A 24,109-nucleotide genomic window follows, 5' to 3' on the forward strand; every position below is an offset into this window, starting at 1 on the left:
CAGGGGGATTCCTGTTCGCAGTCGGCCCGCCGATGCCGGCCATGCCTTTCGGGCGTGGCCGGCACCGGTTTGCTTTACGGCCGCTATTGAGACGCTATTGAGGTGCGACCGCCTTGGCCCACTCGTCGATGGCGACCACATCGGCCCACTGCGGGAACAGCCGCTCGACGAGGACCCGGTGCAGCTCCGGGTCGGTGTCCAGGCAGGCGTCGGAGAGGACGGTGAGGCCGAAGTCCAGGTCGTTCGCCTGGCACAGGGTGGACAGCACCACGGCGCTGGTGGCGATGCCGGTGAGCACGAGGCTGTCGATACCGCGCGCCCTCAGCACCACGTCGAGATCGCTGCCCGAGAACGCGCTCGCCCGCCTCTTGGTGACCACCACGTCACCCGGCCGGGGCGCGACTTCGGGGTGGATCCCGGTACCCGGGGCACCCTCGACGAAGAGGCCGGCCCGTGCGATGGCGGCGAGAGGCCTGTTGCGCGTGCCGACCTCCGGGAAGCCGGGACGCAGCGCGATGACCACATAGATCACGGGGATGTCCGCCGCCCGGGCCGCGTCGATCGCCCTGCGCAGACGCGGCAGGTATCCGGAGCCGTCATCCGCGATGTCCACGATGGCCTGTTGGACGTCCATCACGAGAAGGGCGCTGCTCATGTCGTCTCCAGGAACGAAGTCGGTGCGGCGTCGGAACGGTCCGGGTTCCGAACGGCCCGGTTCTGATGTTCGGATCCTACGCGGCACGTCGACGAGCCCGAGGGCCCGTCCATCCGGCATGGCCCCCTCATGGTGCGCGCGATGAGCCATGCGCGTCCGCGGCGCCGGCCTCGTCCAGCAGCCGGGCCAGTTCCTGGTGCCCGGACCTGTTCGCGTCGTCCAGGGGCGTACCGCCCCAGCGGTCCACCGGTCGCGGGTCGACTCCCCTGGACAGGAGGAACTCCACCGTGTCCCGGTGCCCTTCGGCAGCGGCCAGATGCAGGGCGGTGCGTCCGTCGTAATCGGCCGCGTCGAGCGGGACGTTGCAGGCGGCCAGTCGGCGGACTTCGTTGAGATCGCCCCTGCTGGCGGCGAAGCACAGGCCCACGATGCCCTCGGTGGCGCTCTGATGGCGCTTGAGACGGGGATCGCGTCTGCCCGCCTCGGCGCCGACGCCCGTGAGCAGGTCGTAGGTGTGCACGTTGTAGCACTCGACCAGCCTTCGGCAGACCTCGATCCCGCGTACCGAATTCCCGTGGCTGTCCAGACGGGGTGACCAGATGGCGATGCCCATCAGCTGGGGCACGACCAGCATCAGGGCACCCGAGACGCCGCTCTTGGCGGGCAGGCCGATGGTGAAGGCGAACTCCCCGGAGAAGTCGTACATCCCGCACGAGGACATCAACGACAGGCAGTGGCGCACCGTTTGGGCGGAGAACACCGGGTCCTCCGTCAGGGGGCACACCCCGGCGTTGGCCAGGGAGGCTGCCGCGACGGCCAGTTGTTGCGCATCGACCTCGATGGAACAGCACTGGAAGTAGAACTCCAGGGTGGTCAGCAGATCCGTGCCGGGAGGGAACGCGCCGCGTTCCCGCATCGAGTAGCCGAGCGCGAAGTTCCTGTCCGCGGTGTTGCGTTCGGACAGGTACACGGAATTGTTGAAGCCGACACCGCGCCCGCCGGCGAGTCGCTTCCAGGTATCGGCCACGTAGTCGAAGCGGTCCGCGGCGGCCAGACCGCGCCGGATGAGAGCGCAGCTCATGATGGCACCGGCATTTATCATCGGGTTGTGCGGCAGCCCCGCCTTGTTGAAGGTCAGCTCGTTGAACCCCTGGCCGCTGGGCTCCCTTCCCACGTGACGGTGGACGGTGTCGGTCCCGTGCTCTTCCAGGGTGAGGCAGTAGCTGACGGTCTTGGACACCGACTGCAGACAGAAGTTGACGTCCGCGTCGCCGATGGAGAACCGCTGCCCGTCCACCGTGCACACCGAGATCGCGAACTGGTCCGGGTCCACCCGCGCGAGCTGGGGGATGTACGTGGCGACGGCGCCGCCCTGGTCGGCGCGGACCTCCTGGTAGATGCGCCGGAGGTCGCCCACCAGCGCGGGGAAGTCGGGAACGGCGAGTCCCCCGCAGGCGGCCCGCTCGATGATGCCCCGGTTGTGCCGGGTCGCGGCGGTGAACTCCTCCACGGTCAGCAGCGACCGCTCGGCCTCCGGCAACACGGGCCGAATACCGTCCAGTTGGGCGACCGTCTCGGCGATCCGGGGGTCGTCGGGCAGGATGCCCGCCTCGCGCAGCACCTTCAGCAGCCGGTCCGGAGAGAACCGGCCGGACTCCTCCTGGAGGAAGCAGCCGATGGCGTTCGTACGGACTCCACTGCTCCGACTGACAGGCATGGCACCCCTCCGTCGATCTCCGGTCGATCTCCAGGAGCGCACAGACCCCAGAACCCTCCATCGCGCCGATGATTTCCGGCCACAAGCGACGATAATCAGCCTGACGATGGGTCTGCGTACGCAAGTTGGTGGTGCGGATGCAGACACCAGCGCGTGCTGCCTTCCGCGCGCCATACGGGTGCCGGCTCAGCCGGGCGAGTCGAGGGACGTCGGCATCCAGGCCCGTTGGAAAAGGGAAATGTGCGGTCGGCCGGGATGCGGTAGAACCGGCGCATGGAAGGACAGCGTCTGCCCGGCGGGAGAACTGTGGGGGCGGTACGGATCGGGGACGCGGTCCACCGGCCCCTGCAGCCGTGGACGCCCGGCGTGCACGCGGTGCTGCGCCACCTGGAAGCCGTGGGGTTCGAGGGCGCGCCCCGAGTGCTGGGGGTGGACGACCGGCAACGCGAGATCCTGACCCGTCTTGAGGGCGAGACGGTCGGTGAGGACCTGCCCTGGCCTGCGTGGGTGTACTCGGACACCGCGTTGGAAGGCGTCGGCCGGTGGGCCCGGCGGCTGCACGACGCGACGGCGGGGTTCGTCCCGCCGGAGGGCGTGCGATGGCTCGCCGGGCAGACCTGGCGTCCCGGTTTGATCATCGGTCACCATGACGCGGCCCCGTGGAACGCGGTGTGGCGCGACGGCAGTGTGGCCGGGTTCTTCGACTGGGACACCGCCGGGCCCTCGTCGCGCGAGTTCGACCTGGCCTTCATGGCGTTGACCTGGGTGCCCTTGCACGCCCGCCGGTTGGCCGAGAAGACCGGGTTCACGGCGTTCGAGGACCGGTCCCGGCGCCTGCACCTGCTGCTCGACGCTTACGGGTACGACGGTGATCGGGCCGCATTCGGGGCCGTCGTCGCGCAGCGGGCCCGGACCAATGCCCACGTCATCGAGCGTATGGCGACCGGCGGCGACCCGGTCTGCACGGCCCTGCTGCCGGTCGCCGCCGATCTTCGCCTCGCGGCCGTCGAGGTCGAAGACCTGCCCGTGGGCTTCTGGCTCAGGCCGGCAGACGCTTGACGGCCGCCGCACGGACTGCGGCACGAGGATCTTCGGCTGCACTTCTCGGAGGCCGGCCGGAGTACGGCAGAAACAGGCAACAGGCTCCTGAACCGCCGGTGATGCGTCTGCTCAGAGGTTCTTGCGCCGGGCGGCGGGGTCGCGTTCGGCGCCGTGTCGGACGACTGTGCCGACGCCGGGGCGTGCGTAGCGTTCGAGGGACCGATCCGAGCGCGGATCCCGCGCCCTGCGACTTCTGCGCCCGTCCCCTGCAAGCAAGGAGCGAGACCATGAAGGCTGTTGTGATGACCGGCGCGAACAAGCCGTGGGAGGTCCAGGAGGTCCCGACACCGACGGCCGAGCCGGGGCAGGTGCTGGTGAAGGTCCGCGCTTCGGGCATGTGCTACACCGACGTGTGGGCCACACAGGGCTACGGCGGCGACATCTACCCCCAGACCCCGGGCCACGAGGTCGTCGGAGAGGTCGTCGGGGTCGGCGCGGGCGTGCACACCCGCCAGGTCGGCGACCGGGTCGGCACCACCTGGGTGCAGTCGGCGTGCGGCCGGTGCGACTACTGCCGTGAGAACCGGCCGCTGACCGGCCAGACCGCGATGAACTGCGCCGCGCCGCGGACCACCGGCTTCTCGGCGCAGGGCGGCCATGCGGAGTACATCGCGGTCTCTGCCGGGGGAACGGTGCTGCTGCCCGACGGCCTGCCCTACGAGGACGCGGCGCCGATGATGTGCGCCGGCTACACCACGTGGAGCGGCCTGCGGGATGCCGACCCGCAGCCAGGAGAGAGGATCGCCATCGTGGGCATCGGCGGGCTGGGGCACGTGGCCCTGCAGCTCGCCAAGGCGTCGGGCTTCGAGACCATCGCGGTCACCCACTCGCCCGACAAGCACGATCTGGCCACCCAGTTGGGTGCCGACCACGTCGTCGCAGACGGCAAGGAACTGCACGACCTGGGCGGGGCGGACGTCCTGCTCATCACCACCAACGCCTTCGAGGCGGCGGAAGAGGCGATGGCGGGCCTGAGGCCCAGCGGCCGTGTCGTGCTGAGCGGTCTGGACTTCACCCGGCCGTTCTCGATCTCCTCCGAGGGCATCCCGTTCCACATGATGCGCCAGAAGGTCATCGGCTCCACCCACGGCGGCCGGCACTACCTGTCCGAGGTCGTCGGCCTCGCCGGCCGGGGGAAGGTCAAGCCGATCATCGAGACCTTCTCCCTCGACCAGGCCACCGACGCCTACGACCGGCTCTCCACGGGCAAGATGCGCTTCCGCGGCGTGTTCCTCCCGCACGGCGCCTGACCGGTGCACGTCTGCCCGGCCGGCTGACGCGCGGGCCGGGGTGCCGGGCGGCGGACCGCGCCGCCCGGCACCCCGGCGCCTTTCACACCTTCTTCGGACAAGGACCCCGCCATGCGTGAAGCGCAGCACCTGTACATCAACGGGGAGCGGACCGCGCCGGTCGACGGCACCGTCCAGGAGCTGACCGAACTCGGCGGCAAGGCGCCCCAGATCGTGCTGCCCGACGACCTGCCCGGCTCGCTGAAGGTCGCCGTCGCCGAGCGGATGCGTACCGGCTACGTGCTCATCAACGACGCCGACTTCGACTTCAACACCTTCTGGGCGGCTACAAGCAGTCCGGCAACGGCCGCGAGTGGGCCGGCTTCGGCATCGGCGAGTACCTGGAGACCAAATCCATCGTCGGTGTCACCGCCTGATACGCCACCCGCGTCGACGCCGACGCACGCGTCGACGGAACGTCCCGTAACTACGCGCTGTAAGGCAACATCGGCTCATGAGTGACTCCCGGGGCAGCAGCGCCCCAGGCAAAGGCAAGCTCGCACACCGACTGCTGCCGATGGCCGGGCGCGACCCGGACGAGACGCACCGGGTCGCCACGCCGCTGGAGCTGCTGTTCGATCTGACGTTCGTCGTCGCGGTCGGTACCGCGGCCCACGACTTCGCCGAACTGCTCGCCGAGGGGCACCCCGCACCGGCTGTCCTGGCGTTCCTCTTCTCCATGTTCGCGATCAGCATCGCCTGGATCAGCTTCAGCTGGTTCGCCTCCGCCTTCGGCACCGACGACTGGCTCTACCGGGCGCTGACGATGGTGCAGATGATCGGCGTCGTCATCTTCGCGCTCGGCATTCCCGCACTGTTCCACTCCGCCGAAGAGGGCGACCACCTGAACCTGCGGATCATGGTCCTCGGCTACATCGTGATGCGCGTCGCGATGGTGCTCCAGTGGTCGCGGGTGTACCGGGAGTCCCCCGAGTTCCGCAAGGTGAGCAGGGCGGAAGTCATCTGGACCCTGATCGCCCAGGTCTGCTGGACGGTCGTCGCATTCGCCCAACTGCCGTACCTGGCCGTCATCGTCGCCGTCGTCGTGATCGGAACCCTGGAGCTGCTCCTGCCGGTCCTCTCCCAGGGCGGGGCCGGCGGCACCCCCTGGCACCCGCACCACACCGCCGAGCGCTACGGCCTGTTCGCGATCATCGTGCTCGGCGAGAGCGTGGTCGGCACCGCAGCCTCCTCAGGGGATCTCCTCGGCGGCCCGGACGGCACACAATGGACCGTCAACGCCGTCGCCGTCATCGTCGCCGGCATCGGACTGACCTTCGGAATGTGGTGGGTCTACTTCGCCACCCCGTTCGGCGACATCCTCGCCCACCGCCGCAGGCGCGGATACCTCTTCGGCTACGGGCACATCCCCGTCTTCATCGGCATCGCGGGCGTCGGAGCAGGACTGCACGTGGCCGGCCTGTACATGGAACACCACGCACACCTCGGCCCCACCGCCGTCGTCCTGTCCCTGGCTCTGCCGACCGGCCTCTACCTGCTCATGGTCTACCTGCTCCACACCCTGCTCCTGTCGGCGGCGGACCGCTTCCATCTCCTGCTCATCGCCATCACCCTCGCCGTGCTCGCCGCCGCGGCACTGCTGTCGGCCGCAGGAGTCTCCGTCGCCGTGTGCCTGCTCGTGGTCATGCTCGCCCCCTACGTCACCGTGATCGGGTACGAGACGATCGGCTACCGCCACCAGCAACAGATGCTGGACGAGGTGCGCTCCGGACACCGGCGAACCGGCTGACCCCACCCGCCGCCGGCGCGATCTGCTCAGCATGCACGGGGCGGTGTGGCGCTGCCCCTTCCGACCGGTTCGACTCACGCCGCGGCACCGAGCGGCTGCTCGCTCGGCGACTCCCGCGGCGACCACCGGCAGGCCGCGCGGATCCTGGACTCCGCACTGGCCCGCGACGACGCGGTGAGCACCGTGGACCTCGTGGAGGCACTGGTCTACCGGGCCGAACTCGCCATCGCACTGCGCGACGGCGGGACCGCGGACACCCTGCCGGCCCGCGTGCGCGCGACCGCGCTGGACGGCACCGACCGCGAGCGCCTCGTCGAGGCCCTGGACAACGCCGCCGAACTCGAACGCGTCCGCGACACCGAGCGCTGAGCCTCGGCGGAAAAGTCGCACGGGTCACCGGCGGCAGCCGGGCGTCGCCGAACGCCCTGCCCGACAGCCCACCGCCGGGCAGGGCCACAAGGGCCGGACGGCGTCCGGAAGATGAGGCTCCGGATCCGCCCGGGGCCGTGTGCACACGCCCGCTCACAGGGTGGGCAACCGCGCCGCAAGGGGCGCCGCAAGCAAGTCGTCGAACGGACTGCAAGCGCGCTCCAGAATTCTGTGCACATGACAGCCGAAAGCATCTTCGCGGGTCGTTTATCCTCCCCGTTTCCCCCCACCGACACGGGCGACGTGCTGCGGTTCTCCCTGCTCGGGCCGGTGCGCGCCTGGGCCGGGGACGAAGAAGTCGATCTGGGCTCCCCTCAGCAGCGGGCCCTGCTCGGGGTCCTGCTGCTGCGGCGGGACGAACCGGTCTCCTGCGAGCGCGCGGTGCAGGCGCTCTGGGGAGAGGCGGCTCCGCGCCGGGCCGGCGGGACCGTCCGTACGTACATCTGCCGGCTGCGGCGCGTCCTGGGAGAGGCCGTCGGCCCGGGCGGGCTGGAGATCCGGTCGCGCGGAGGCGGGTATCTGCTGACGGCGTACGGGGCGACGGTCGACGTCGACACGGATCGGTTCCGGGAACGGGTGGCGCTGGCGCGCCGGGCCCGCGGGCAGGGTGATCCGGACGCGGCGCTGGGCCACTTCCAGGACGCCCTCGCGCTGTGGCGGGGAACGCCCTTCGCGGAGGCGCAGACCACGTACTTCCTCACCGAGCGGGAGCAGTGGCTGCGGGCGCGGTCGGCGGCGGTGGAGGAGATGGCGGCCGTGCAGGTGCTGCTCGGGCACCACGCGGAGGCGATGGCGGCGCTGGAATCGGCGCTGGCCGCCGAGCCGTTGTGCGAGCGGCTGTGGGAGCTGCGCATCCAGGCGCTGGCGGGGATGGGGCGGCGGGCCGATGCCCTGGCGGCCTATCAGGAGGTCCGCCGGCTGCTCTGCGCCGAGCTGGGGCTGGAGCCCGGTCCCGGGCTCCGGGAGCTGCACCGCGGGCTCCTCGCGCGGGAACCGGAGCGGCAGGAGCCCGCGGTGGCCCCGGGACCGGGGCCGTCGTGGCCCGCGCCCGCCCAACTGCCCGACGCCCCGGAGGGTTTCGTGGGGCGGGCGGCCGAACTGGCGGAAATCGCCGCCCGGCTGGACCGCGGGTCCCCCACGGCGCTGGCGCTGACCGGCCCGGCCGGGGTCGGCAAGACCGCCCTGGCGGTGCAGGCGGCGCACGCCCTGGAGGCGCGCTTCCCCGACGGGCGGCTGTACGCGGCGCTGAGCGGGCCGGACGGCGCCCCGGTGGGACTGCGGACGGTGCTCGCGGAGCTGCTGCGCGCCGTCGGTGTTGCCCGCGCCCGGCCGGACGGGCCGCTGCCGGAACTGGCCGGGCTGTGGCGGTCGGCGACGGAGGGCAAGCGCATGCTGCTGGTGCTGGACGATGTGGCGGACGGTGCCGACGTCCTGCCGCTGCTGCCCCGCTCCCCCGGTTCCGCGGCGCTGGTGACCGGCCGCCGCGCACCGGCCGGGGTGCCCGGCCTGCACAGCATGGTGCTGGACGGGCTCACCCTGCCGGACGCGCTGCATCTGCTGGGTGCCGCGATGGGGCACGAGCGGCTGCGGCGGGAGGCGGTGGCGGCGGCCGGGCTGGCCGATGCCTGCGGTTACCGGCCGTTGGCGCTGCGCGGTGCGGCGGCGCGGCTGCTGGCCGCGCCGGGGCTGGGCGTGGACGAGGTCGTGCGGTGGTGGCGCGCGGGGGCCGGGGTTCAGCCGGCCGACGTCTGTCCGACCAGGGAGGCGGGCCTCATGTCCGTCCAGTGACGCTCGATGTGGTCGAGGCATTCCTGCCGGGGGGCGGGGCCGTGTGCCACGGTCCACCCGGCGGGTACCTCGGCGAATTCGGGCCACAGGGAGTGCTGGTTCTCGTGGTTCACCAGGACCTGGTAGGTGGCGTCCTGGTCCTCGAACGGGTTGGTCGACATGGGGTGGGCCTTTCGGTCGTCTCGGTCGGCAGAGTGGTGGTCGGCGGAGCGTCAGTTGTCGGAGTGCCGGCCGTGGGGGGTGGTCAGCTTGCCGTAGTCCTGGTCTCCCCTGCTCAGTGCTCCGAACAGGCCCGCGTGGAAGCGGAAGTAGGACTTCTCCTGGACCGGGTGCGGGTCGGGCATGGCCCGGTGCAGCTTGTGCAGGTTGACGGAGGCCACCGCGGGGTAACGGTGGTGCTCGGCGTGGTAGTTGGCGTTCCAGACGACGTAGCGGACGAGCCGGTTGGAACGGACGGTACGGGTGTTGCGGGAGATCTCGGGGACGCCCCACAGCCCGTAGTGCTCCGGCAGGCTCAGGAAGACACCGGCCGGCAGGGAGAACACCAGCGGCAGCCAGTAGGCGATCAGCAGCGGGTACGGGAAGAGGACGGTGAGGACGGCCGTCAGGACGATCCAGGCGCAGATCGCCGTGTTGTCCTGGCGGGCCTGGCGCCGGCGGTCCTCGGTGCCGACGCTGGCCGGGAAGTCGTTGCGCCAGGTCTTCCAGATGCGCCGGGGGAAGCCGGGCCAGAAGGGCACCCCGGACAGCGCGTAGAGGTAGGCGCGCAGGGTGGTGAAGGTCTCCTCCGGCTCGGTGTCCCCCTCGACCCCGGTGAAGCGGTGGTGCACCAGGTGCTGGTGACGGTAGATCGTGAAGTTGAGGAGGATGGGGGTGGACCAGGCGGCCCCGGCGACCCGGTTGGCCCGCTTGGAGCGCAGATGGCTGCCGTGGACGCAGTCGTGGGCCGCGTTGATGAACCCGGCGAGCACGAAGCCCAGGACCACGGAGCCGAGCAGCGCCCACCATCCCGAGTCCGCCCACAGGGCGAGCGCGGCCACCACCGCGTAGCCGCCGAGCAGTACGGTCGTGCGGGCCGTGACCCGGCCCCGGTCGGCGGTGGCCAGGCTGCGCAGCAGGGTCTTGTCGATCCCCTGCCGGTGCGTTCGTCCGGTCATCGCCGTACACCTCCCACCGGTACGGCCGGGGCCGTGGCCCGGCGCAGAGCGGCCTCGATCTCGCGTGCCCTGGCCCGTGACGCGGCGATGGCGACGCACTCCAGTGGGGCGCCCAGTTGGGGATCGGTGCCGACGACGACCACGCCCTCCTGGGTGTCCGGGGAGAAGGCGAGGCCCTCGGTGCGCAGGATGTGGAGCGCGTCGGGCAGCGGCAGCGGGGGGATGTCCCGCAGCCCGGAGATCACATGGTGGTCGGCGTAGTCCGGTCCCAACAGGCGTGCGCCGATGGTGTGCAGGGCCAGGCTGCCGCCCCAGCGGGCGTTCACCTCGTTGAAGAGGACGGCTCCGTCGGTGGTGCGGATGGCGTCGATGTTGATGTGGCCGCGGTAGCCGATGGCCGCGGCGAGGGCGACCATGCGGGCCGCGGCGGTCAGGGCGTGGGAGGCCGTGCCGGGCGGCAGGTCGGCGGGGAGTTCGAGGCCCACCCAGACCAGTTCGCCCGCGGCGGGGTCGGCGTCCGGGCGGCGGCGGATGCCGCCGCTGTTGAGGAAAGTGATGCCGCCGTCGTCGGCGATGAGGTATTCGGCGTAGAAGCTGTGGTCGGCCGGGTGGTAGCTCTCCACGACGGCCACCCGGTTGTGCTCGTCGGCGAGTTCGGCCCACAGCGCGTCGGCGGTGGCCCGCGGGTCGGTGACGGCCAGGGTCCGGTGGACCCCGGGCAGGGGGTCGGTGGAGCCGAGGGTGAGGGCGGTGTTGCCCTGCCCGCCGAGGTCGTCGTCGCGTTTGAGGATCACGGTGCCGGTGCGCGGCAGGTGGCGTTCGACCGCGGCGGCCAGGGACCTGGCGTCGGTGACGACCGAGCCGTCCGGTACGGGCAGCCCGGCGCCGACGGCGAGTTGGCGGAAGTGCGACTTGCGGTTGAGGAGGACGGGGCCGCGCTGGTCGGCGAAGCGCAGTCCGGGGACCGGCGGCAGGTCCAGCAGCCGGGCGAGCGCGGCGACGCCCTCGGTGTGGGCGGCGGGCAGCAGCTCCGCGGTGCCCCGGCCGTCGAGCGCGGACCGCAGTCGTCGTACGAGGTCCGGGGCGACCAGGGCCTCGTCGGTCAACTCGCCGTGGTGGGCGACGACCTGGACGGTGTCGCGGTCGACGCCGAGCTCCCCCAGGACGTACCGCAGGAAGGGCTCGTCGAGGGTGATCGGGCTGACGACGATGTCGTGCTCTTCGACCAGCCAGAGCTGGCGGTGGACGGCGCGGGGGGCCGCCGTGCCCACGTTCAGGAGGAGGATCCTCATCGGGTCACCGCACCATCCCGTAGCACTGGGCGCCGCGGGGGCTGGCGGCGGCGAAGACGCCTCCGGTGGCGTCGGGCCCGGTGGCGCAGACCTTGCCGAGGGTCATGGCCGGCGCGACGGTGACCTGGTGGCCGCGGCGGCGCAGTTCGGCCACGGTGGCGGCGGGGATGCCCTCCTCGGCCTTCACGCCCAGGGGGGTGAACTCGCGGGGCGCGAAGGAGGTGGGGACGTGCTCGGTGTGGAACGTGGCGGCCTCCACGGCCTCTTGGGGGGACAGCCCGAAGTCCACGTGGTTGACGAAGAAGTTGAGCGTCCACTGGTCCTGCTGGTCGCCGCCGGGGGTGCCGAAGGCGAGGTAGGGCTTGCCGTCGTCGGTGCTGACCAGGGTGGGGCTGAGGGTGGTGCGGGGCCGCTTGCCGGGGGCGAGGCAGTTGTTGTGGCCCTCGGCCAGCCAGGCCATCTGGCCGCGGGTGCCGAGGGGGAAGCCGAGGCCGGGGATCACGGGGGAGCTCTTGAGCCAGCCGCCGCTGGGGGTGGCGACCACCATGTTGCCCTCACGGTCGGTGGCGCTGACGCAGGTGGTGTCGGACTTGGCGGAGGTCTTGCGGAGGACGGTGCGGAGGACGGTGGGGACGCCGTTGGCGATCTCGGCGCGCCACTCCGGTTCGAGGGGGCCTTCCGTGGCGTCGAGGACCGGGGGGATCCAGGGGGTGCGGCCGTCGGGCGAGCCGGGGCGCAGGTCGGCCGACGCCTCGCCGGTGATGAGGGCGCGGCGGGCGGCGGCGTAGGCGGGGTCCAGCAGGGCGTCCAGCGGGACGTCGGCGTGGTCGGGGTCGCCGTACCAGGCCTCCCGGTCGGCGAAGGCGAGTTTGGCCGACTCGATGACGGTGTGCAGGTGGTCGGGTCCGGCGAAGTCCATGGCGCCGAGGTCGAAGCCGGAGAGCAGGGACAGCTGCTGGAGGAAGACCGGGCCCTGGGACCAGGGGCCGGACTTGTGGACGAGGCGGCCGCGGTACTCCAGGGAGACGGCCGGCTCGGCGGTCGGCCGCCAGGAGGCGAGGTCCTCGCCGGTCAACAGGCCCTTCTGGGGGCGGCCGGTGGAGTCGAGGACCTCGGCGGTGGCGAGGAAGGCGTCGATGGCCTCGGCGACGAAGCCCTCGTGGAAGGCGCGGATCGCGGCGTCGGCCTGTCCCTGCCGGTCGGTGGTGGCGGCGGTGGCCTCGGCGACGATCCGGCGGAAGGTGCGGGCGAGGGCGGGGTTGCGCATCCGGGCACCGACGGCGGGGGTGTTGCCGTGGTGGAGGTAGGTGGCGCCGGACTCGGTCCAGTGCTCGCGGAAGAGGGGGGCCAGGGCCTCGATCATCAACGCGGCCCGGGGCAGCAGCGGGTAGCCGTCCTCGGCGTAGCCGATGGCGGGTTCGAGGACGTCGGCGACGGTGAGCCGGCCGCGGTCGCGCAGCAGGGTCATCCAGGCGCTGAAGGCGCCGGGGACGCTGGCGGCGAGGAGGCCGGAGCCGGGTATGCCGGTCAGGCCGCGCTCGCGGATGGCCTCGACGGTGGCGGCGCGGGGCATCGGGCCCTGGCCGCAGATGACCTCGACCTCGCCGGTGGCACCGTCGTGGACCATGATCGGTACGTCGCCGGCCGGGCCGTTCTGGTGGGGTTCGACGACCTGGATGACGAAGGCCGCGGCGGCGGCCGCGTCGAAGGCGTTGCCGCCGCGGTCGAACATGGCGTTGCCGGCGGCGGAGGCCAGCCAGTGAGTGGAGGCCACGGCGCCGTGGTAGCCGTGGAGTTCGGGTCGGAAGAGCACGGAGGGAAGCCTTTCGGGACAGGACGGGACGGGCCGTACGGCCATGGGGTGGCGGGCGGGGCCGGTCAGGCCGGGCGGGCGGGGGTGAGGACCTCGGCGGCGATGTCCTCCAGCACCGAGAGGCTCCCCTGGTAGGGGAAGTCGGGGCGCGGCCAGTGGACGACGAGGTCGGTGACGCCGATCCCGGCGAACAGGCCGGTGGCGTCCCGGTGGGTCTCGACGGACTCCAGTACGCCGTCGATCATGGCGCCGGTGACCACCAGGCGGCGGACGGTCGCCGGGTCGCGGCCGATGGCCTCGCACTCCTTGTCCAGGAGCGCGGACTGCTGCCGGACGACGGGTACCGCCTCCTGGTACGGGAGGGGTTCGCCGTGGCCGGGCCACGCGATGGTGATCCAGATGTCGGCGTGGCGGGCGGCCAGCCGGATGCCGCGCGGTCCGAGGGCCGCCACGGCCAGCGGGAGGCGGGGGCGCTGGACGCAGCCGGGGTGCAGGCGGGCGCCGGTGGTGGTGAACCACTCGCCCTGGTAGGTGGTTTCGGGTTCGCGCAGCAGCCGGTCGGTGAGTTCGACGAACTCGCCGAAGCGGTCGGCCTTCTGGCGCGGGGGCAGGGCGGGGATGCCCAGGGCGTCGTCGTCGAAGCCGCCGGCGCCGGCGCCGATGCCGCAGATCGCCCGTCCCCCGGAGATGTCGTCGAGGGTCATCATCTCCTTGGCGAAGGCGACGGGGTGACGGATGCCGGGGCTGGCGACCATGGTGCCGAGGCCGATGCGGGAGGTGGCGGTGGCGGCGGCGGTCAGGGTGGGCATGGTGGCGAACCAGGGCTTCTCGCGGAACCAGCGCCACATCAGGTGGTCGTAGGTCCAGGCGTGGTCGAAGCCCAGCTCCTCCGCCCGCGTCCAGACCTTGCGGGCCTCGGTCCACCGCTTCTCCGGCAGGACGATGACTCCGTGTCGCATGTCGTGACTGCTCTCTCTTCGGTACGTGTCGGTCAGCGCAGCGGCGGGCAGCCGGTGGCGAGGGCGGCCACCCGGAGCACGATGTCGGACAGTTCGCTCTCGCAGGTCAGCGTCTCGGGGGTGCACAGCTCCTCCGGGGTGGGCCCGGTGTAGTCGGCGACGCGGGGGTAGAGTCCGTTGGCCGCCAGGTCCATGGCCACCGCCTTGCAGCGGCGCAGGAGTTGGGCGAGCACCTCGTGTCCGGAGACCGGGGCGCGCAGGGTGAGGAAGTAGCAGTCGAAGACGCTCGTCCACACGCGCGGCTGGCGCTCGGGCGGGTTGTCGACCAGGTGCTGGAGCAACGACCGGCCGTCGACGACCAGTTTGGCCGCGACGCCGAGGTGGATGCGCTGGCTGAGCGCGATCTCCCGGGCCAGGGCGTCGGCTTCGCCGTCGGGCACCGGGGGCAGTCTGCGGCCCCGGAAGAGGCCGCGCACGGCGGCGTAGTCGGCGGCCCAGGTGCCGCTGAAGGTGCTGTGCATCCGGTACATGCTGGGCCGGATGGTGTCGTTGTAGATCTCGCGGGTGCTGGAGCCGGTGTAGAGCATCATGGCGCTGTAGGCGCGCACATACTCGGTGATCTCCCGGGCGATGGCGGCGCGGTCGCCGTGGCCGGCCGCGAGCTGTTCCAGGCGGGCGGCGATCAGCCGCCAGATGACGAACGAGATGTGGTGGCCGGTGATCCACCGGAACCAGAACAGGCGCTCCAGTTCGGGCGCGGTGGCGGGCGGGGTCACCAGGGCCCCGTCGGCGGCGGCGGTCAGCAGCTCGCGGCAGGACTCGGTGAGGTCCTCCCCCGCGGTGCCGTCCGCGAGCCAGGGCTCGCCGGGGTGCGGCAGGGTCAGCGGTTCCAGCGCGTAGGGGTAGTCCCCGAAGTCCCAGCCGAGGGCGGTGGGCAGGGACAGGGCGGCGGTGGCGGAATTCCTGCTCATCATGCGCTTTCCGGAAGGTCGTTGGTCGGGAGGTAGGTGGTCGGGAGGTAGGTGAACTCGATTTCCAGGCCGTTGACGTCGAAGCAGTAGAAGCTCTGGACGCCCTCGGCATCGGTGACGATCTCGGTGGGCGGGTCGGTCCGCAGGAACTCGTAGGCACCGGAGGCGTACAGCTCGTGCCAGAGGGCGAGCTTGGCGCGCAGGTCCTCGGGCGAGTCGACGGCGATACAGAGGTGCTGGAACTGGACGCGGTCCTCGGGGCCGTGGCGGCGTTCGCGGCCGGTGCGTTCGATCAGGTGGAGGCGGATGCCGTCGGTGACGATCTCGGTGATGCGCGAGACGCCGGGCAGCCGACTGACGGTGAGGTCGGAGAAGGTCTCCGCGGTCCAGGTGGGCCGGCAGCCGAGGAAGTCCCGGTACCAGGCGAGGGAGTTGTCGAGGTCGAAGGTCTGCACGCCGATGTGGTGCAGGCGGGCCGGGGGCAGGGTGGATGTCACGGGGTCTCTCCGCTGGGGTCGTGGTCGGCCGGCGTGGCGCGGGTCAGCCGCTCGTCGAGCACCGGTCCGACGACGGCGGTCGGGTCCGGCCGGGTCATCTCGCCGTGGGTGCAGTCGACGGGGTGGACGTGCAGGTCGCCGGTGAGGTGCGGACGCCAGAGGTCCGGGGTGTACGGGGAGCCGGCGGGTTTGTCGGCGGTCGCCCGGAACAGCAGCAGGTCTCCCCTGAACCGTCCCAGGACGGGTTCCGCGTAGGTGTGGCTCATCTCCCGGTAGACCCGGACCAGGTCGGACACCTCCACGTCGGCGAGGCCGGCGAGGGTGCCGTCTGGGGTGACGTCCTGGCCGAGGGAGGCGGCGAGCTGGCGCAGGGCCGTGGCCTCGTCGGCGTCCCCTTGCTCGTCCTCTCCGTCCTCCGGTACGCGCGGATAGCTGTCGAAGAGGGCGAGCAGGGCGACGTCCTCGCCCTCGTCCTGGAGGCGGACCGCGAGCATATGGGCAATCAGCCCGCCCACGGACCAACCCGCCAGGGCGTACGGGCCGTTCGGCTGGACCTCGCGGATACGCGCCAGGTAGTCCTTGACCACGTCCTCCGGCGAGCCGGCCGCATGGCCGGGGGTGCCGAGGCCGGGTGCCTGCAGGGCGTACACCGGCCGGCCGGGCTCCAGATGGCGCAGCAGGCCCGCGTACACCCAGCCGATGCCGGCGGCCGGATGGACGCAGAACAGCGGGGTGCCGCGGCCGCCGCGCAGGCGCAGGACGGGTGCCAGGGGGTCGGCCGTTCCGGCGCCGCCGTCGGCGGCGAGCCGCTCGGCGAGGGCGGCCGGGGTGGGCGCGTCCAGCAGGTCCCGGATGTTGACGGCCGTGCCCAGGGCGGTCCTGATGCGGTCGGCGAGGCGGATCACCAGCAGGGAGTGCCCGCCCAGGTCGAAGAAGGAGTCGTCGACCCCGGCCCGGGGCACGCCGAGGACCTCGGCGAACAGGTCGCACAGGAGCTGTTCGCGCCGGGTGCTCGGGGCGCGTCCGGCGCCGGTGCCGGTGGATGCGGGCAGCGGCAGGGCGCGGCGGTCCAGTTTGCCGTTGGGGGTCAGCGGCAGTTCGGGCAGGGCGAGCAGGGCGGACGGCACCATGGGGGCGGGCAGCATCCGGGCGGCGCGCCGGCGGATCACCGTGAGGTCGGGGGTGGTGCCCGGTTCGGGCACCACGTAGCCGACCAGGCGCCGGTCCCCCGCGCCGAACGAGTGCACTGTGGCGGCGGCCCGCGCCACGCCGGGCTGTTCGCGCAACACGCCCTCGATCTCGCCGAGTTCGATGCGGTGGCCGCGCACCTTGACCTGGGTGTCGGCGCGTCCGGCGAACTCCAGGACGCCGTCGGGCAGCCAGCGGGCCAGGTCCCCGGTGCGGTACAGCCGGGCGCCGGGCGGTCCGAAGGGGTCGGCTACGAAGCGTTCGGCAGTGAGCGCCGGACGGCCGAGGTAGCCGCGGGCCAGCTGGTCGCCGCCCACGTACAGCTCTCCGGCGGTCCCGACGGGGACCGGCCGCAGGCGGTGGTCCAGGACGTACATCCGCACGCCGGGGAAGGGACGGCCGATGGGCACCGGTCCGGGGCCCACGGGTTCGCCCGGGGGCAGCCGGTGGTCGCAGCAGTTGACGGTGGTCTCGGTGGGGCCGTAGGCGTTGACGACCGTAACCTGCGGGTGGCGGTCGCGCCAGGTGCGCAGGGCGGCTCCGGTGAGCGTTTCGCCACCGATGACCAGGCACCGTTCGGGCGAGGCGTGTTCGGGCAGCGCGGACAGCAGTTCCAGGTGGCTGGGTGTCACCTTGGCGAAGTCCGGCCGCGTGGTCCCCCGTACGCCGTCCTCGGTCAGCTCACCGATCCGGACGCAGCCGCCGGTGGTGAGCTGGCCGTGGAGGGTGGTGACGGTCAGGTCGAAGGAGAACGAGGAGTGCAGGGCGCCGGTGCCGGGGACGCCGGGGTAGGCGGAGCGGCAGTGCCGCAAGTAGGCGGCGAGCGCACGGTGTTCGGTCACCACGCCCTTGGGGCGGCCGGTGGATCCGGAGGTGTAGATGACATAGGCCGGGTGTGCGGGGTGGAGCGGGCCGTTGCGTTCGGCGTCGGTGACGTCGTGGTCGGCGTGGCCGCGGGTGTCGACGGGGCCGTCGAGCACCACCCGGGGCGCGGCGTCCCCGGTCATGAAGGCGATGCGCTCGGCGGGGTAGGCGGGGTCGACAGGGAGGTAGGCGGCGCCGGCCTTCCAGACGGCGAGGAGGGCCACCACGAGGTCGGCGGAGCGGGGCAGTGCCACGGCGACGCGGTCCTCGGGGCCGACTCCGCGGGCGATCAGCCAGCGGGCCAGGCGGTTGGCCCGACGGTTCAACTCGGCGTAGTCGAGGCCTACTTCGCCGCAGACCACGGCCGGTGCGGCCGGGACGCGTGCGGCCTGTTCCTCGAACAGCCGGTGGGCGAAGGCCGTTTCACCCTCCGGGGCCGGGGCGCCGTTCCACTCGGTCAGCAACTGCCGTCGTTCGTCGGCGCCCAGGACGTCGATGTCCGACAGGGCGGCGGAGGGGTCGGCGAGGACGGCGCCCAGGACCCGGTGCAGGCGTTCCGCGACGGCGACGACGGTGCGGTGGTCGAACAGGTCGGTGCTGTAGTCGATCGCGCCCCACACACCGGTCGGTTCCCCGGCCGGGTCGAACTCCTCGCGGAGGTTGACGGAGAGGTCGAACTTGGCGACGGCCAGCGGTTCCGGTTCGGTGTGCGCCTCCAGCCCGGGCAGGGGGATGCCGGTGTCGGCGAGACCGCTGTTGAAGGGCATCATCACCTGGAACAGCGGGTGACGGCCCGCCGACCGGGCCGGGTTGAGCTCCCTGACCAGGTGCTCGAAGGGGATGTCCTGGTGGGCGAAGGCCGCGAGGTCGGTCTCGCGGGTCCGCTCCAGGAACTCCTCGAAGGTCGGGTCGCCGGAGAGGTCGTTGCGCAGGACGACGGTGTTGACGAAGAAGCCCACCAGGTCGTCCAGCGCCTCGTCGGCGCGTCCGGCCACCGGGGTGCCGACGGGGATGTCGCTGCCGCCGGTCAGCTTGGACAGCAGCACCGCCACCGCGGCCTGGAAGACCATGAAGGTGGTGACCCCGCAGCGGCGGGCCAGTTCCATCAGGCCCCGGTGGGTGTCCGGGTCGACCCGGAAGTCCACGGTGGCGCCGCGGTAGGAGGCCACGGCGGGCCGGGGGCGGTCGAAGGGCAGGCCCATCTCGTCGGGCAGGCCGGCCAGTTCCTGTCGCCAGAAGTCGGCCTGGTCGGTCATGTCGCCGAGGGCCTCGCGCTGCCAGAGGGTGTAGTCGGCGTACTGCACGGGCAGTGGCGCCCACTGCGGTGCGGCGCCGGAGCGGCGGGCCGCGTAGGCGGTGCCCAGGTCGCGGCCGAGCGGGTCGAGTGACCAGCCGTCGCTGGCGATGTGGTGGACCAGGATCATCAGGACGTGCTCGTCCGGGGCCAGTTCGAAGAGCCGGGCACGGACGGGGATGTCGGCGGCGAGGTCGAAGGTGTGCCGGGCCGCCTCGCGCAGCCGCTCCTCCAGCCCGTCGGGCGTGGCCCGTTCGACCGTGAGGACCGGTACGGCCTGCTCGGCCGGCAGGATGTGCTGCACGGGTTCGCCGTCGGTCTCGGGATAGACGGTGCGCAGGGCTTCGTGCCGTGCCACCACGTCCCGCAGGGCCAGCCGCAGCGCCTCCTGGTCGAGCGGGCCCGAAAGCCGGGAGACCAGGGGGTTGTTGTAGGTGGGGCTGGGGCCTTCGAGCCGGTCGAGGAACCACAGGCGCTGCTGGGCGAAGGACAGCGGGATCCGCTCGGGGCGGGGCCGGGGAGCCAGCCGCGGTCCGGCGGCGTCGGCGGCGTCGACGAGTGCGGCGAGCCCGGCCGGGGTGGGGTGCTCGAAGAGCGCCCGGACCGGCAGGTCGGCGTGGAGCCGGGCGCGTATCCGGCTGATGGCCCTGGTGGCGGTCAGGGAGTGGCCGCCCAGGGCGAAGAAGTCGTCGTCGATGCCGGCCACGGGGGCATCCAGGACGTCGGACCAGATCTCGCAGAGCGCCTTCTCGACGCGGGTGCGGGGTGCGCGGGCGGTCGTCTCCGCCACGGGCGAGGGGAGTTCGCGGCGTTCGAGCTTGCCGTTGGGGCTCAGCGGCATGCGGTCGAGGGTGATGAAGGCGGAGGGCACCATGTAGTCGGGCAGGGCGGCGGCGACGTGGCGGCGCAGTTCGTCCGTCCCGGGTGCCTCGCCGGTGGGCACGACGTAGGCGACGAGGCGTTTGGCGCCCGGCCGGTCCTCGAAGGGGATCACGGCGACCTGGGCGAGGCCGGGGTGCTGCCGGAGCACCGTCTCGATCTCGCCGAGTTCGATGCGGAAGCCGCGGATCTTGACCTGGTGGTCGGCGCGGCCGATGAACAGCAGTTCCCCGTCGGCCCGCCAGCGCACGAGGTCGCCGCTGCGGTACATCCGGGCGCCGGGCGGGCCGTACGGGTTGGCGACGAAGCGGCCGGCGGTCTGGCCGGGCCGGTCGACGTAGCCGCGGGCCAACTGGTCACCGGCGATGTACAGTTCGCCGACCACGCCCGCGGGGACCGGCTGGAGCCAGCGGTCGAGGACGTAGACCTGGGTGTTGCCGATGGGGCCTCCGATGGGCGGGTCCGCGGGCCAGTCCTCGGCCCGGGCGGGCATGCGGTAGCCGGTCGCCATATGGGTCTCGGTGGGGCCGTAGCAGTTGTCCAGCCGGCGGCCCTCGCCGGCGCGGAAGATGTCCTGGACGGCGCCGGAGAGGACGAGGGCCTCGCCGCCCTGGCCGACGTGCCGCAGGGCGGGCAGGCTCGTGCCCGCCGTCCGGGCCGCCTCGCACACCGCGTTGAGCACCAGGTTGGGTACCACCGTCAGGTCGCTGATCTCCTGGTCGGCGAGCCAGGCGACGAGCCGCTCCGGGTCCTTGCGGATCGTGTCGTCGGGGACGACGATGCAGCCGCCGGACGTGGTGGCGATGAGCAGTTCCATCGGGGAGACGTCGAAGCTGATGGCGGAGAACAGGGCGATGCGGCGGGGCGGCTCCCAGGTGGCCCACCAGACGACCAGGTTGACCAGGGCGGCGCCGGGCATGGAGACGCCCTTGGGCACACCGGTCGATCCGGAGGTGTAGATGACGTAGGCCGGGTGCGCGGGCAGCAGCGGGGCGGTGCGTTCGGCGTCGGTGAGGTTGCCGTCCGGCAGGTGGGAGACATCGACGGGTTCGGTGAGGACGAGGGTCGGCCGGGCGTCGCGCAGCATGAAGGCGTTGCGCTCGGCCGGGTATTCGGCGTCGATGGGCAGGTAGGCGCCACCGGCCTTGAGGACGGCCCAGATAGCCACCACCAGGTCGGCGGAGCGCGGCAGTTGCAGCGCCACGAGCGCTTCCGGGCCGACGCCGTGGGCGACCAGGTGCCGGGCCAGCTGGTTGGCCCGGGCGTTGAGCTGGGCGTAGGTCAGGGTGAGGTCGCCGGTCTGCACGGCGGGCGCGTCGGGGGTGCGGACGGCCTGGGCCTCCAGGAGGTCCGGGAGGGTGGCGGCCGGGACGTCGAGCGCGGTGTCGTTCCAGGTGGTGAGGATGCGCTCGCGCTCCTCGGGGGCGAGGACGTCGAGGGCGCCGCAGGGCCGGGACGCGTCGTCGGCGACGGCGGTGAGGAGGCGGACGAGCCGGTCGGCGATGTCCTGCACGGTGGCGGTGTCGAACAGGTCGGCGTTGAACTCGACGTTTCCGCCGACGCCGTGGTCCTGCTCATGGAAGTTGACGTTGAGGTCGAAGCGGGAGACGCCGAAGGTCTGCTGCCGGCCGGTCACCGCGAGTCCCGGCAGGGACAGGGCGGTGTCCAGGTCGTTCATGGTGATCGACACCTGGAACAGCGGGTTGCGGGCCAGGGAGCGGACGGGGTTGACGGCCTCCACGACCTGCTCGAAGGGAATGTCCTGGTGGGCGAAGGCCGCGAGGTCCCTCTCGCGGGTGCGCTCCAGCAGGTCCTCGAAGGTGGGGTGGCCGGAGAGGTCGTTGCGCAGGACGACGGTGTTGACGAAGAAGCCCACCAGGTCGTCGAGCGCCTCGTCGGCGCGTCCGGCCACCGGGGTGCCGACGGGGATGTCGGTGCCGCCGGTCAGCTTGGACAGCAGCAGGGCCAGGGCGGTCTGGAAGACCATGAACATGGTCACGCCGCGGCGGTGGGACAGTTCCACGAGCCGCCGGTGGACGTCGGCGGGCACCCGGAAGTCCACGGTGCCGCCGTGGTAGGAGGCCACGGCCGGGCGGGGACGGTCGAAGGGCAGGCCCAACTCGTCGGGTATGCCCGCCAGTTCACGCTTCCAGAAGTCGGCCTGTGCGGTGGTGTCGTCGAGGGCCTCGCGCTGCCAGAGGGTGTAGTCGGCGTACTGCACCGGCAGTGGCGCCCAGTCGGGCTCGGCGCCGGAGCGGCGGGCCGCGTAGGCGGTGCCCAGGTCGCGGCCGAGCGGGTCCAGCGACCAGCCGTCGACGGCGATGTGGTGGACCAGCACCATCAGGACGTGCTCGTCCGGGGCCAGTTCGAAGAGCCAGGCACGGACGGGGATGTCGGCGGCGAGGTCGAAGGCGTGGCGGGCCGCCTCGCGCAGCCGCTCCTCCACCTCCGAGGACGCGACGTGCTCCACGGTGAGCACGGGTACGGCCTGTTCGGCCGGCAGGACGTGCTGCACGGGCGCGCCGTCGGTCTCGGGGAGGATGGTGCGCAGGGCCTCGTGCCGTGCGACCACGTCCCGCAGGGCCAGCCGCAGCGCCTCCCGGTCGAGCGGGCCCGAAAGCCGGGAGACCACGGGCACGTTGTAGGTGGGGCTGGGGCCTTCGAGCCGGTCGAGGAACCACAGACGCTGCTGGGCGAAGGAGAGCGGGATCCGCTCAGGGCGCGCTTCAGGCCGCAGTGGGGCGACGGGCATGGTGGACAGGCCGTCCAGGGCGTCGGCGAGCCCGGCGGGGGTGGGGTGCTCGAAGACCTCGCGGACGGTGGCCCGTACGCCGAGGGCGGCACCGATCCGGCCGGTCAGCCGGATGGCCAGCAGGGAGTCGCCGCCCAGGGCGAGGAAGGAGTCGTCGGGCGCGACCCGGGGCAGCCGCAGCACCTCGGCGAACAGCTCGCACAGCCGGCGTTCCCCGGCCGAGCGCGGGGCCGCCGCGGGGGCGGTGTCGCCGGGGTGCGGTGCGGGCAGCGCGGCGCGGTCCAGCTTGCCGTTGGCGGTCAGCGGCAGGGCGTCCAGGGGGACGACGGCGGCGGGCACCATGTGGCCGGGCAGGTGGCGGGCCGCGTGCCGGCGGACGTCGTCGGGGGTGGCGCCCCCGGCGACGGGGACGACGTAGGCGATCAGCCGCCGGTCGTTGCCGCCGAAGTCGTGGACGTGGACGGCGGCTTGGGCGACGGCGGGGTGCTCGCGCAGCACCGTCTCGATCTCGCCGGGCTCGACCCGGAAGCCGCGGATCTTGACCTGGTCGTCGGCGCGGCCGGCGTAGCGCAGCAGGCCGTCCTCGCCGCGGCGCACGAGGTCGCCGGTGCGGTACATCCGGGTGCCGGGCGGGCCGTACGGGTCGGCGACGAAGCGGTCGGCGGTCTGTCCGGGCCGGTCGAGGTAGCCGCGGGCCAACGCGGCACCGGCGACGTAGAGTTCGCCGGTCTCGCCGGTGGGCACCGGACGCAGGCGCTCGTCCAGGACGTGGGCGGTGGTGTGGCGGACGGGGCCGCCGACGACGACGTCCTCGGCGGCGGTGGACGGGGCCCACAGGGCGTCCACGGTGCACTCGGTGGGGCCGTAGAGGTTGTGGGCGGTGACGCCCGGGGTGTCGCGCAGCTCGCGCCACAGCGGTTCGCCCAGGGCCTCGCCGCCGAGGACGACCAGCCGGGGGCGGGCCCCCGGGTCGCGGATCAGCCCGTACGGAAGGAGCTGTTCGAGGTGGGAGGGGGTGAGGTCGATGACGTCGAGGCGGTGGCGGCGGACGTAGTCGGTCAGCGCGGCGGGGTCGCGGCGGGTCTCCTCGTCCAGCAGGTGCAGTTCGTGGCCGGCGACCATCCACAGCACCGGGTCCCAGGAGGCGTCGAAGGCCAGCGGCGCGATGCCGCCCACCCGCAGCCGCTCGCCGGCGGCCGCGAGGTCGGCGTACTGGGTGTCGGTGTGGTGGTGGAACAGATTGGTCAGGCTGCGGTGTTCGACCACGACGCCCTTGGGCGTCCCGGTGGATCCGGAGGTGTGGATGACGTAGGCGGGGTGGGCGGGGTGCAGCGCGGCGGTGCGGTCGGCGTCGGTGAGGTCCGTGGCCGGGTGGTCCGCGACCGCCGCGAGCGGGGCGTCGAGCACGGCCGTGGGGGCGGCGTCCCGGAGCAGGGCGGCGGTGCGCTCCGCGGGCTGGCCGGGGTCGACCGGCAGGTGGGCCGCTCCGGCCTTGAGGGTGGCGAGCAGGGCCACCAGCGCGTCCACCGAGCGGGGCAGCCGCACGGCCACCCGGTGTTCGGGGCCGGCCCCGAGCGCCACGAGGTGGCGGGCGAGGCGGTTGGCGCGGGCGTTGAGGTCCGCGTAGCCGACCGTCTCGTCCCCGCACACCACGGCGGTGGCGTCGGGGGTCCGGCGGCACTGCTCCTGGAACAGTTCGTGCACGAAGGTCATC

At 72.7% G+C, this 24,109-nt stretch carries 16 protein-coding genes; 6 read left to right on the forward strand and 10 right to left on the reverse strand.

Annotation, left to right across the window (positions count from 1 at the left end; all coding sequences use genetic code 11):
* Positions 1 to 94: 94 nt before the first annotated feature.
* Both AB8735_RS03770 and glsA read right to left on the reverse strand, forming a co-directional pair.
* Positions 95 to 655, reverse strand: coding sequence for an isochorismatase family cysteine hydrolase (locus AB8735_RS03770; protein WP_344027045.1), 561 nt, complete (start codon positions 653 to 655; stop codon positions 95 to 97).
* Positions 656 to 782: 127 nt separating this feature from the next.
* Positions 783 to 2,372: a glutaminase A gene (glsA, locus tag AB8735_RS03775; protein WP_372405347.1), complete on the reverse strand. Its 1,590-nt coding sequence runs from the start codon at positions 2,370 to 2,372 to the stop codon at positions 783 to 785.
* Between the two features lie 273 nt (positions 2,373 to 2,645).
* Here glsA and AB8735_RS03780 point away from each other — a divergent pair, with 273 nt between their 5' ends.
* The 6 genes from AB8735_RS03780 (at position 2,646) to AB8735_RS03805 (ending at position 8,729) form a co-directional block, all read left to right on the forward strand.
* A complete protein-coding gene (locus AB8735_RS03780; protein ID WP_344027049.1) occupies positions 2,646 to 3,431 on the forward strand; it encodes a phosphotransferase in 786 nt (261 codons plus the stop codon).
* Positions 3,432 to 3,700: 269 nt separating this feature from the next.
* A complete protein-coding gene (locus AB8735_RS03785; protein WP_372405349.1) occupies positions 3,701 to 4,723 on the forward strand; it encodes an alcohol dehydrogenase catalytic domain-containing protein in 1,023 nt (340 codons plus the stop codon).
* Between the two features lie 111 nt (positions 4,724 to 4,834).
* Positions 4,835 to 5,224: a hypothetical protein gene (locus AB8735_RS03790; protein ID WP_372405351.1), complete on the forward strand. Its 390-nt coding sequence runs from the start codon at positions 4,835 to 4,837 to the stop codon at positions 5,222 to 5,224.
* Positions 5,217 to 6,512, forward strand: coding sequence for a low temperature requirement protein A (locus AB8735_RS03795; protein WP_372405352.1), 1,296 nt, complete (start codon positions 5,217 to 5,219; stop codon positions 6,510 to 6,512). Before AB8735_RS03790 ends, AB8735_RS03795 begins: the two co-directional genes overlap by 8 nt.
* A gap of 45 nt (positions 6,513 to 6,557) precedes the next feature.
* Positions 6,558 to 6,881: a hypothetical protein gene (locus AB8735_RS03800; protein ID WP_372405353.1), complete on the forward strand. Its 324-nt coding sequence runs from the start codon at positions 6,558 to 6,560 to the stop codon at positions 6,879 to 6,881.
* Positions 6,882 to 7,184: 303 nt separating this feature from the next.
* Positions 7,185 to 8,729, forward strand: coding sequence for a BTAD domain-containing putative transcriptional regulator (locus AB8735_RS03805; protein ID WP_372405354.1), 1,545 nt, complete (start codon positions 7,185 to 7,187; stop codon positions 8,727 to 8,729).
* On the opposite strand, the gene AB8735_RS03810 is transcribed toward AB8735_RS03805, so the two are convergent.
* The 8 genes from AB8735_RS03810 to AB8735_RS03845 all read right to left on the reverse strand — a co-directional run bounded on the left by AB8735_RS03810 (position 8,675) and on the right by AB8735_RS03845 (position 24,108).
* Positions 8,675 to 8,890, reverse strand: a complete 216-nt coding sequence (locus tag AB8735_RS03810; protein WP_372405355.1) for an MbtH family protein — start codon at positions 8,888 to 8,890, stop codon at positions 8,675 to 8,677. The genes AB8735_RS03805 and AB8735_RS03810 overlap by 55 nt on opposite strands.
* A 51-nt stretch (positions 8,891 to 8,941) precedes the next feature.
* Entirely contained in the window at positions 8,942 to 9,886 is a 945-nt protein-coding gene (locus tag AB8735_RS03815) for a fatty acid desaturase (RefSeq protein ID WP_372405356.1), read from the reverse strand.
* Entirely contained in the window at positions 9,883 to 11,178 is a 1,296-nt protein-coding gene (locus tag AB8735_RS03820) for a peptide ligase PGM1-related protein (protein ID WP_372405358.1), read from the reverse strand. Before AB8735_RS03820 ends, AB8735_RS03815 begins: the two co-directional genes overlap by 4 nt.
* Before the next feature lie 4 nt (positions 11,179 to 11,182).
* Positions 11,183 to 12,991 carry a gamma-glutamyltransferase family protein gene (locus tag AB8735_RS03825; protein WP_372405360.1) on the reverse strand — a complete coding sequence of 603 codons (1,809 nt, stop codon included), beginning with the start codon at positions 12,989 to 12,991 and terminating at the stop codon, positions 11,183 to 11,185.
* 65 nt (positions 12,992 to 13,056) lie between these two features.
* Positions 13,057 to 13,950 carry an LLM class flavin-dependent oxidoreductase gene (locus tag AB8735_RS03830; protein ID WP_344027067.1) on the reverse strand — a complete coding sequence of 298 codons (894 nt, stop codon included), beginning with the start codon at positions 13,948 to 13,950 and terminating at the stop codon, positions 13,057 to 13,059.
* A 32-nt stretch (positions 13,951 to 13,982) separates the two neighbouring features.
* The gene (locus AB8735_RS03835) at positions 13,983 to 14,924 is read right to left on the reverse strand and encodes a hypothetical protein (protein ID WP_372405361.1); all 942 of its coding nucleotides are present in this window, start codon (positions 14,922 to 14,924) and stop codon (positions 13,983 to 13,985) included.
* Positions 14,921 to 15,418: a VOC family protein gene (locus AB8735_RS03840; protein WP_372405362.1), complete on the reverse strand. Its 498-nt coding sequence runs from the start codon at positions 15,416 to 15,418 to the stop codon at positions 14,921 to 14,923. Before AB8735_RS03840 ends, AB8735_RS03835 begins: the two co-directional genes overlap by 4 nt.
* A complete protein-coding gene (locus tag AB8735_RS03845; RefSeq protein ID WP_372405364.1) occupies positions 15,415 to 24,108 on the reverse strand; it encodes an amino acid adenylation domain-containing protein in 8,694 nt (2,897 codons plus the stop codon). Before AB8735_RS03845 ends, AB8735_RS03840 begins: the two co-directional genes overlap by 4 nt.
* Position 24,109 lies beyond the last annotated feature (1 nt).

It is taken from the genome of Streptomyces luteireticuli (assembly GCF_041519305.1).
GTDB lineage: Bacteria > Actinomycetota > Actinomycetes > Streptomycetales > Streptomycetaceae > Streptomyces > Streptomyces luteireticuli.

What these genes read in the sequence shown, in the direction of transcription:
- AB8735_RS03770 (WP_344027045.1), bottom strand. Translation starts at nt 655, where the DNA reads ATGAGCAGCGCCCTTCTCGTGATGGACGTCCAACAGGCCATCGTGGAC.
- glsA (WP_372405347.1), bottom strand. Translation starts at nt 2,372, where the DNA reads ATGCCTGTCAGTCGGAGCAGTGGAGTCCGTACGAACGCCATCGGCTGC.
- AB8735_RS03780 (WP_344027049.1), top strand. Translation starts at nt 2,646, where the DNA reads ATGGAAGGACAGCGTCTGCCCGGCGGGAGAACTGTGGGGGCGGTACGG.
- AB8735_RS03785 (WP_372405349.1), top strand. Translation starts at nt 3,701, where the DNA reads ATGAAGGCTGTTGTGATGACCGGCGCGAACAAGCCGTGGGAGGTCCAG.
- AB8735_RS03790 (WP_372405351.1), top strand. Translation starts at nt 4,835, where the DNA reads ATGCGTGAAGCGCAGCACCTGTACATCAACGGGGAGCGGACCGCGCCG.
- AB8735_RS03795 (WP_372405352.1), top strand. Translation starts at nt 5,217, where the DNA reads ATGAGTGACTCCCGGGGCAGCAGCGCCCCAGGCAAAGGCAAGCTCGCA.
- AB8735_RS03810 (WP_372405355.1), bottom strand. Translation starts at nt 8,890, where the DNA reads ATGTCGACCAACCCGTTCGAGGACCAGGACGCCACCTACCAGGTCCTG.
- AB8735_RS03815 (WP_372405356.1), bottom strand. Translation starts at nt 9,886, where the DNA reads ATGACCGGACGAACGCACCGGCAGGGGATCGACAAGACCCTGCTGCGC.
- AB8735_RS03820 (WP_372405358.1), bottom strand. Translation starts at nt 11,178, where the DNA reads ATGAGGATCCTCCTCCTGAACGTGGGCACGGCGGCCCCCCGCGCCGTC.
- AB8735_RS03830 (WP_344027067.1), bottom strand. Translation starts at nt 13,950, where the DNA reads ATGCGACACGGAGTCATCGTCCTGCCGGAGAAGCGGTGGACCGAGGCC.
- AB8735_RS03835 (WP_372405361.1), bottom strand. Translation starts at nt 14,924, where the DNA reads ATGATGAGCAGGAATTCCGCCACCGCCGCCCTGTCCCTGCCCACCGCC.
- AB8735_RS03845 (WP_372405364.1), bottom strand. Translation starts at nt 24,108, where the DNA reads ATGACCTTCGTGCACGAACTGTTCCAGGAGCAGTGCCGCCGGACCCCC.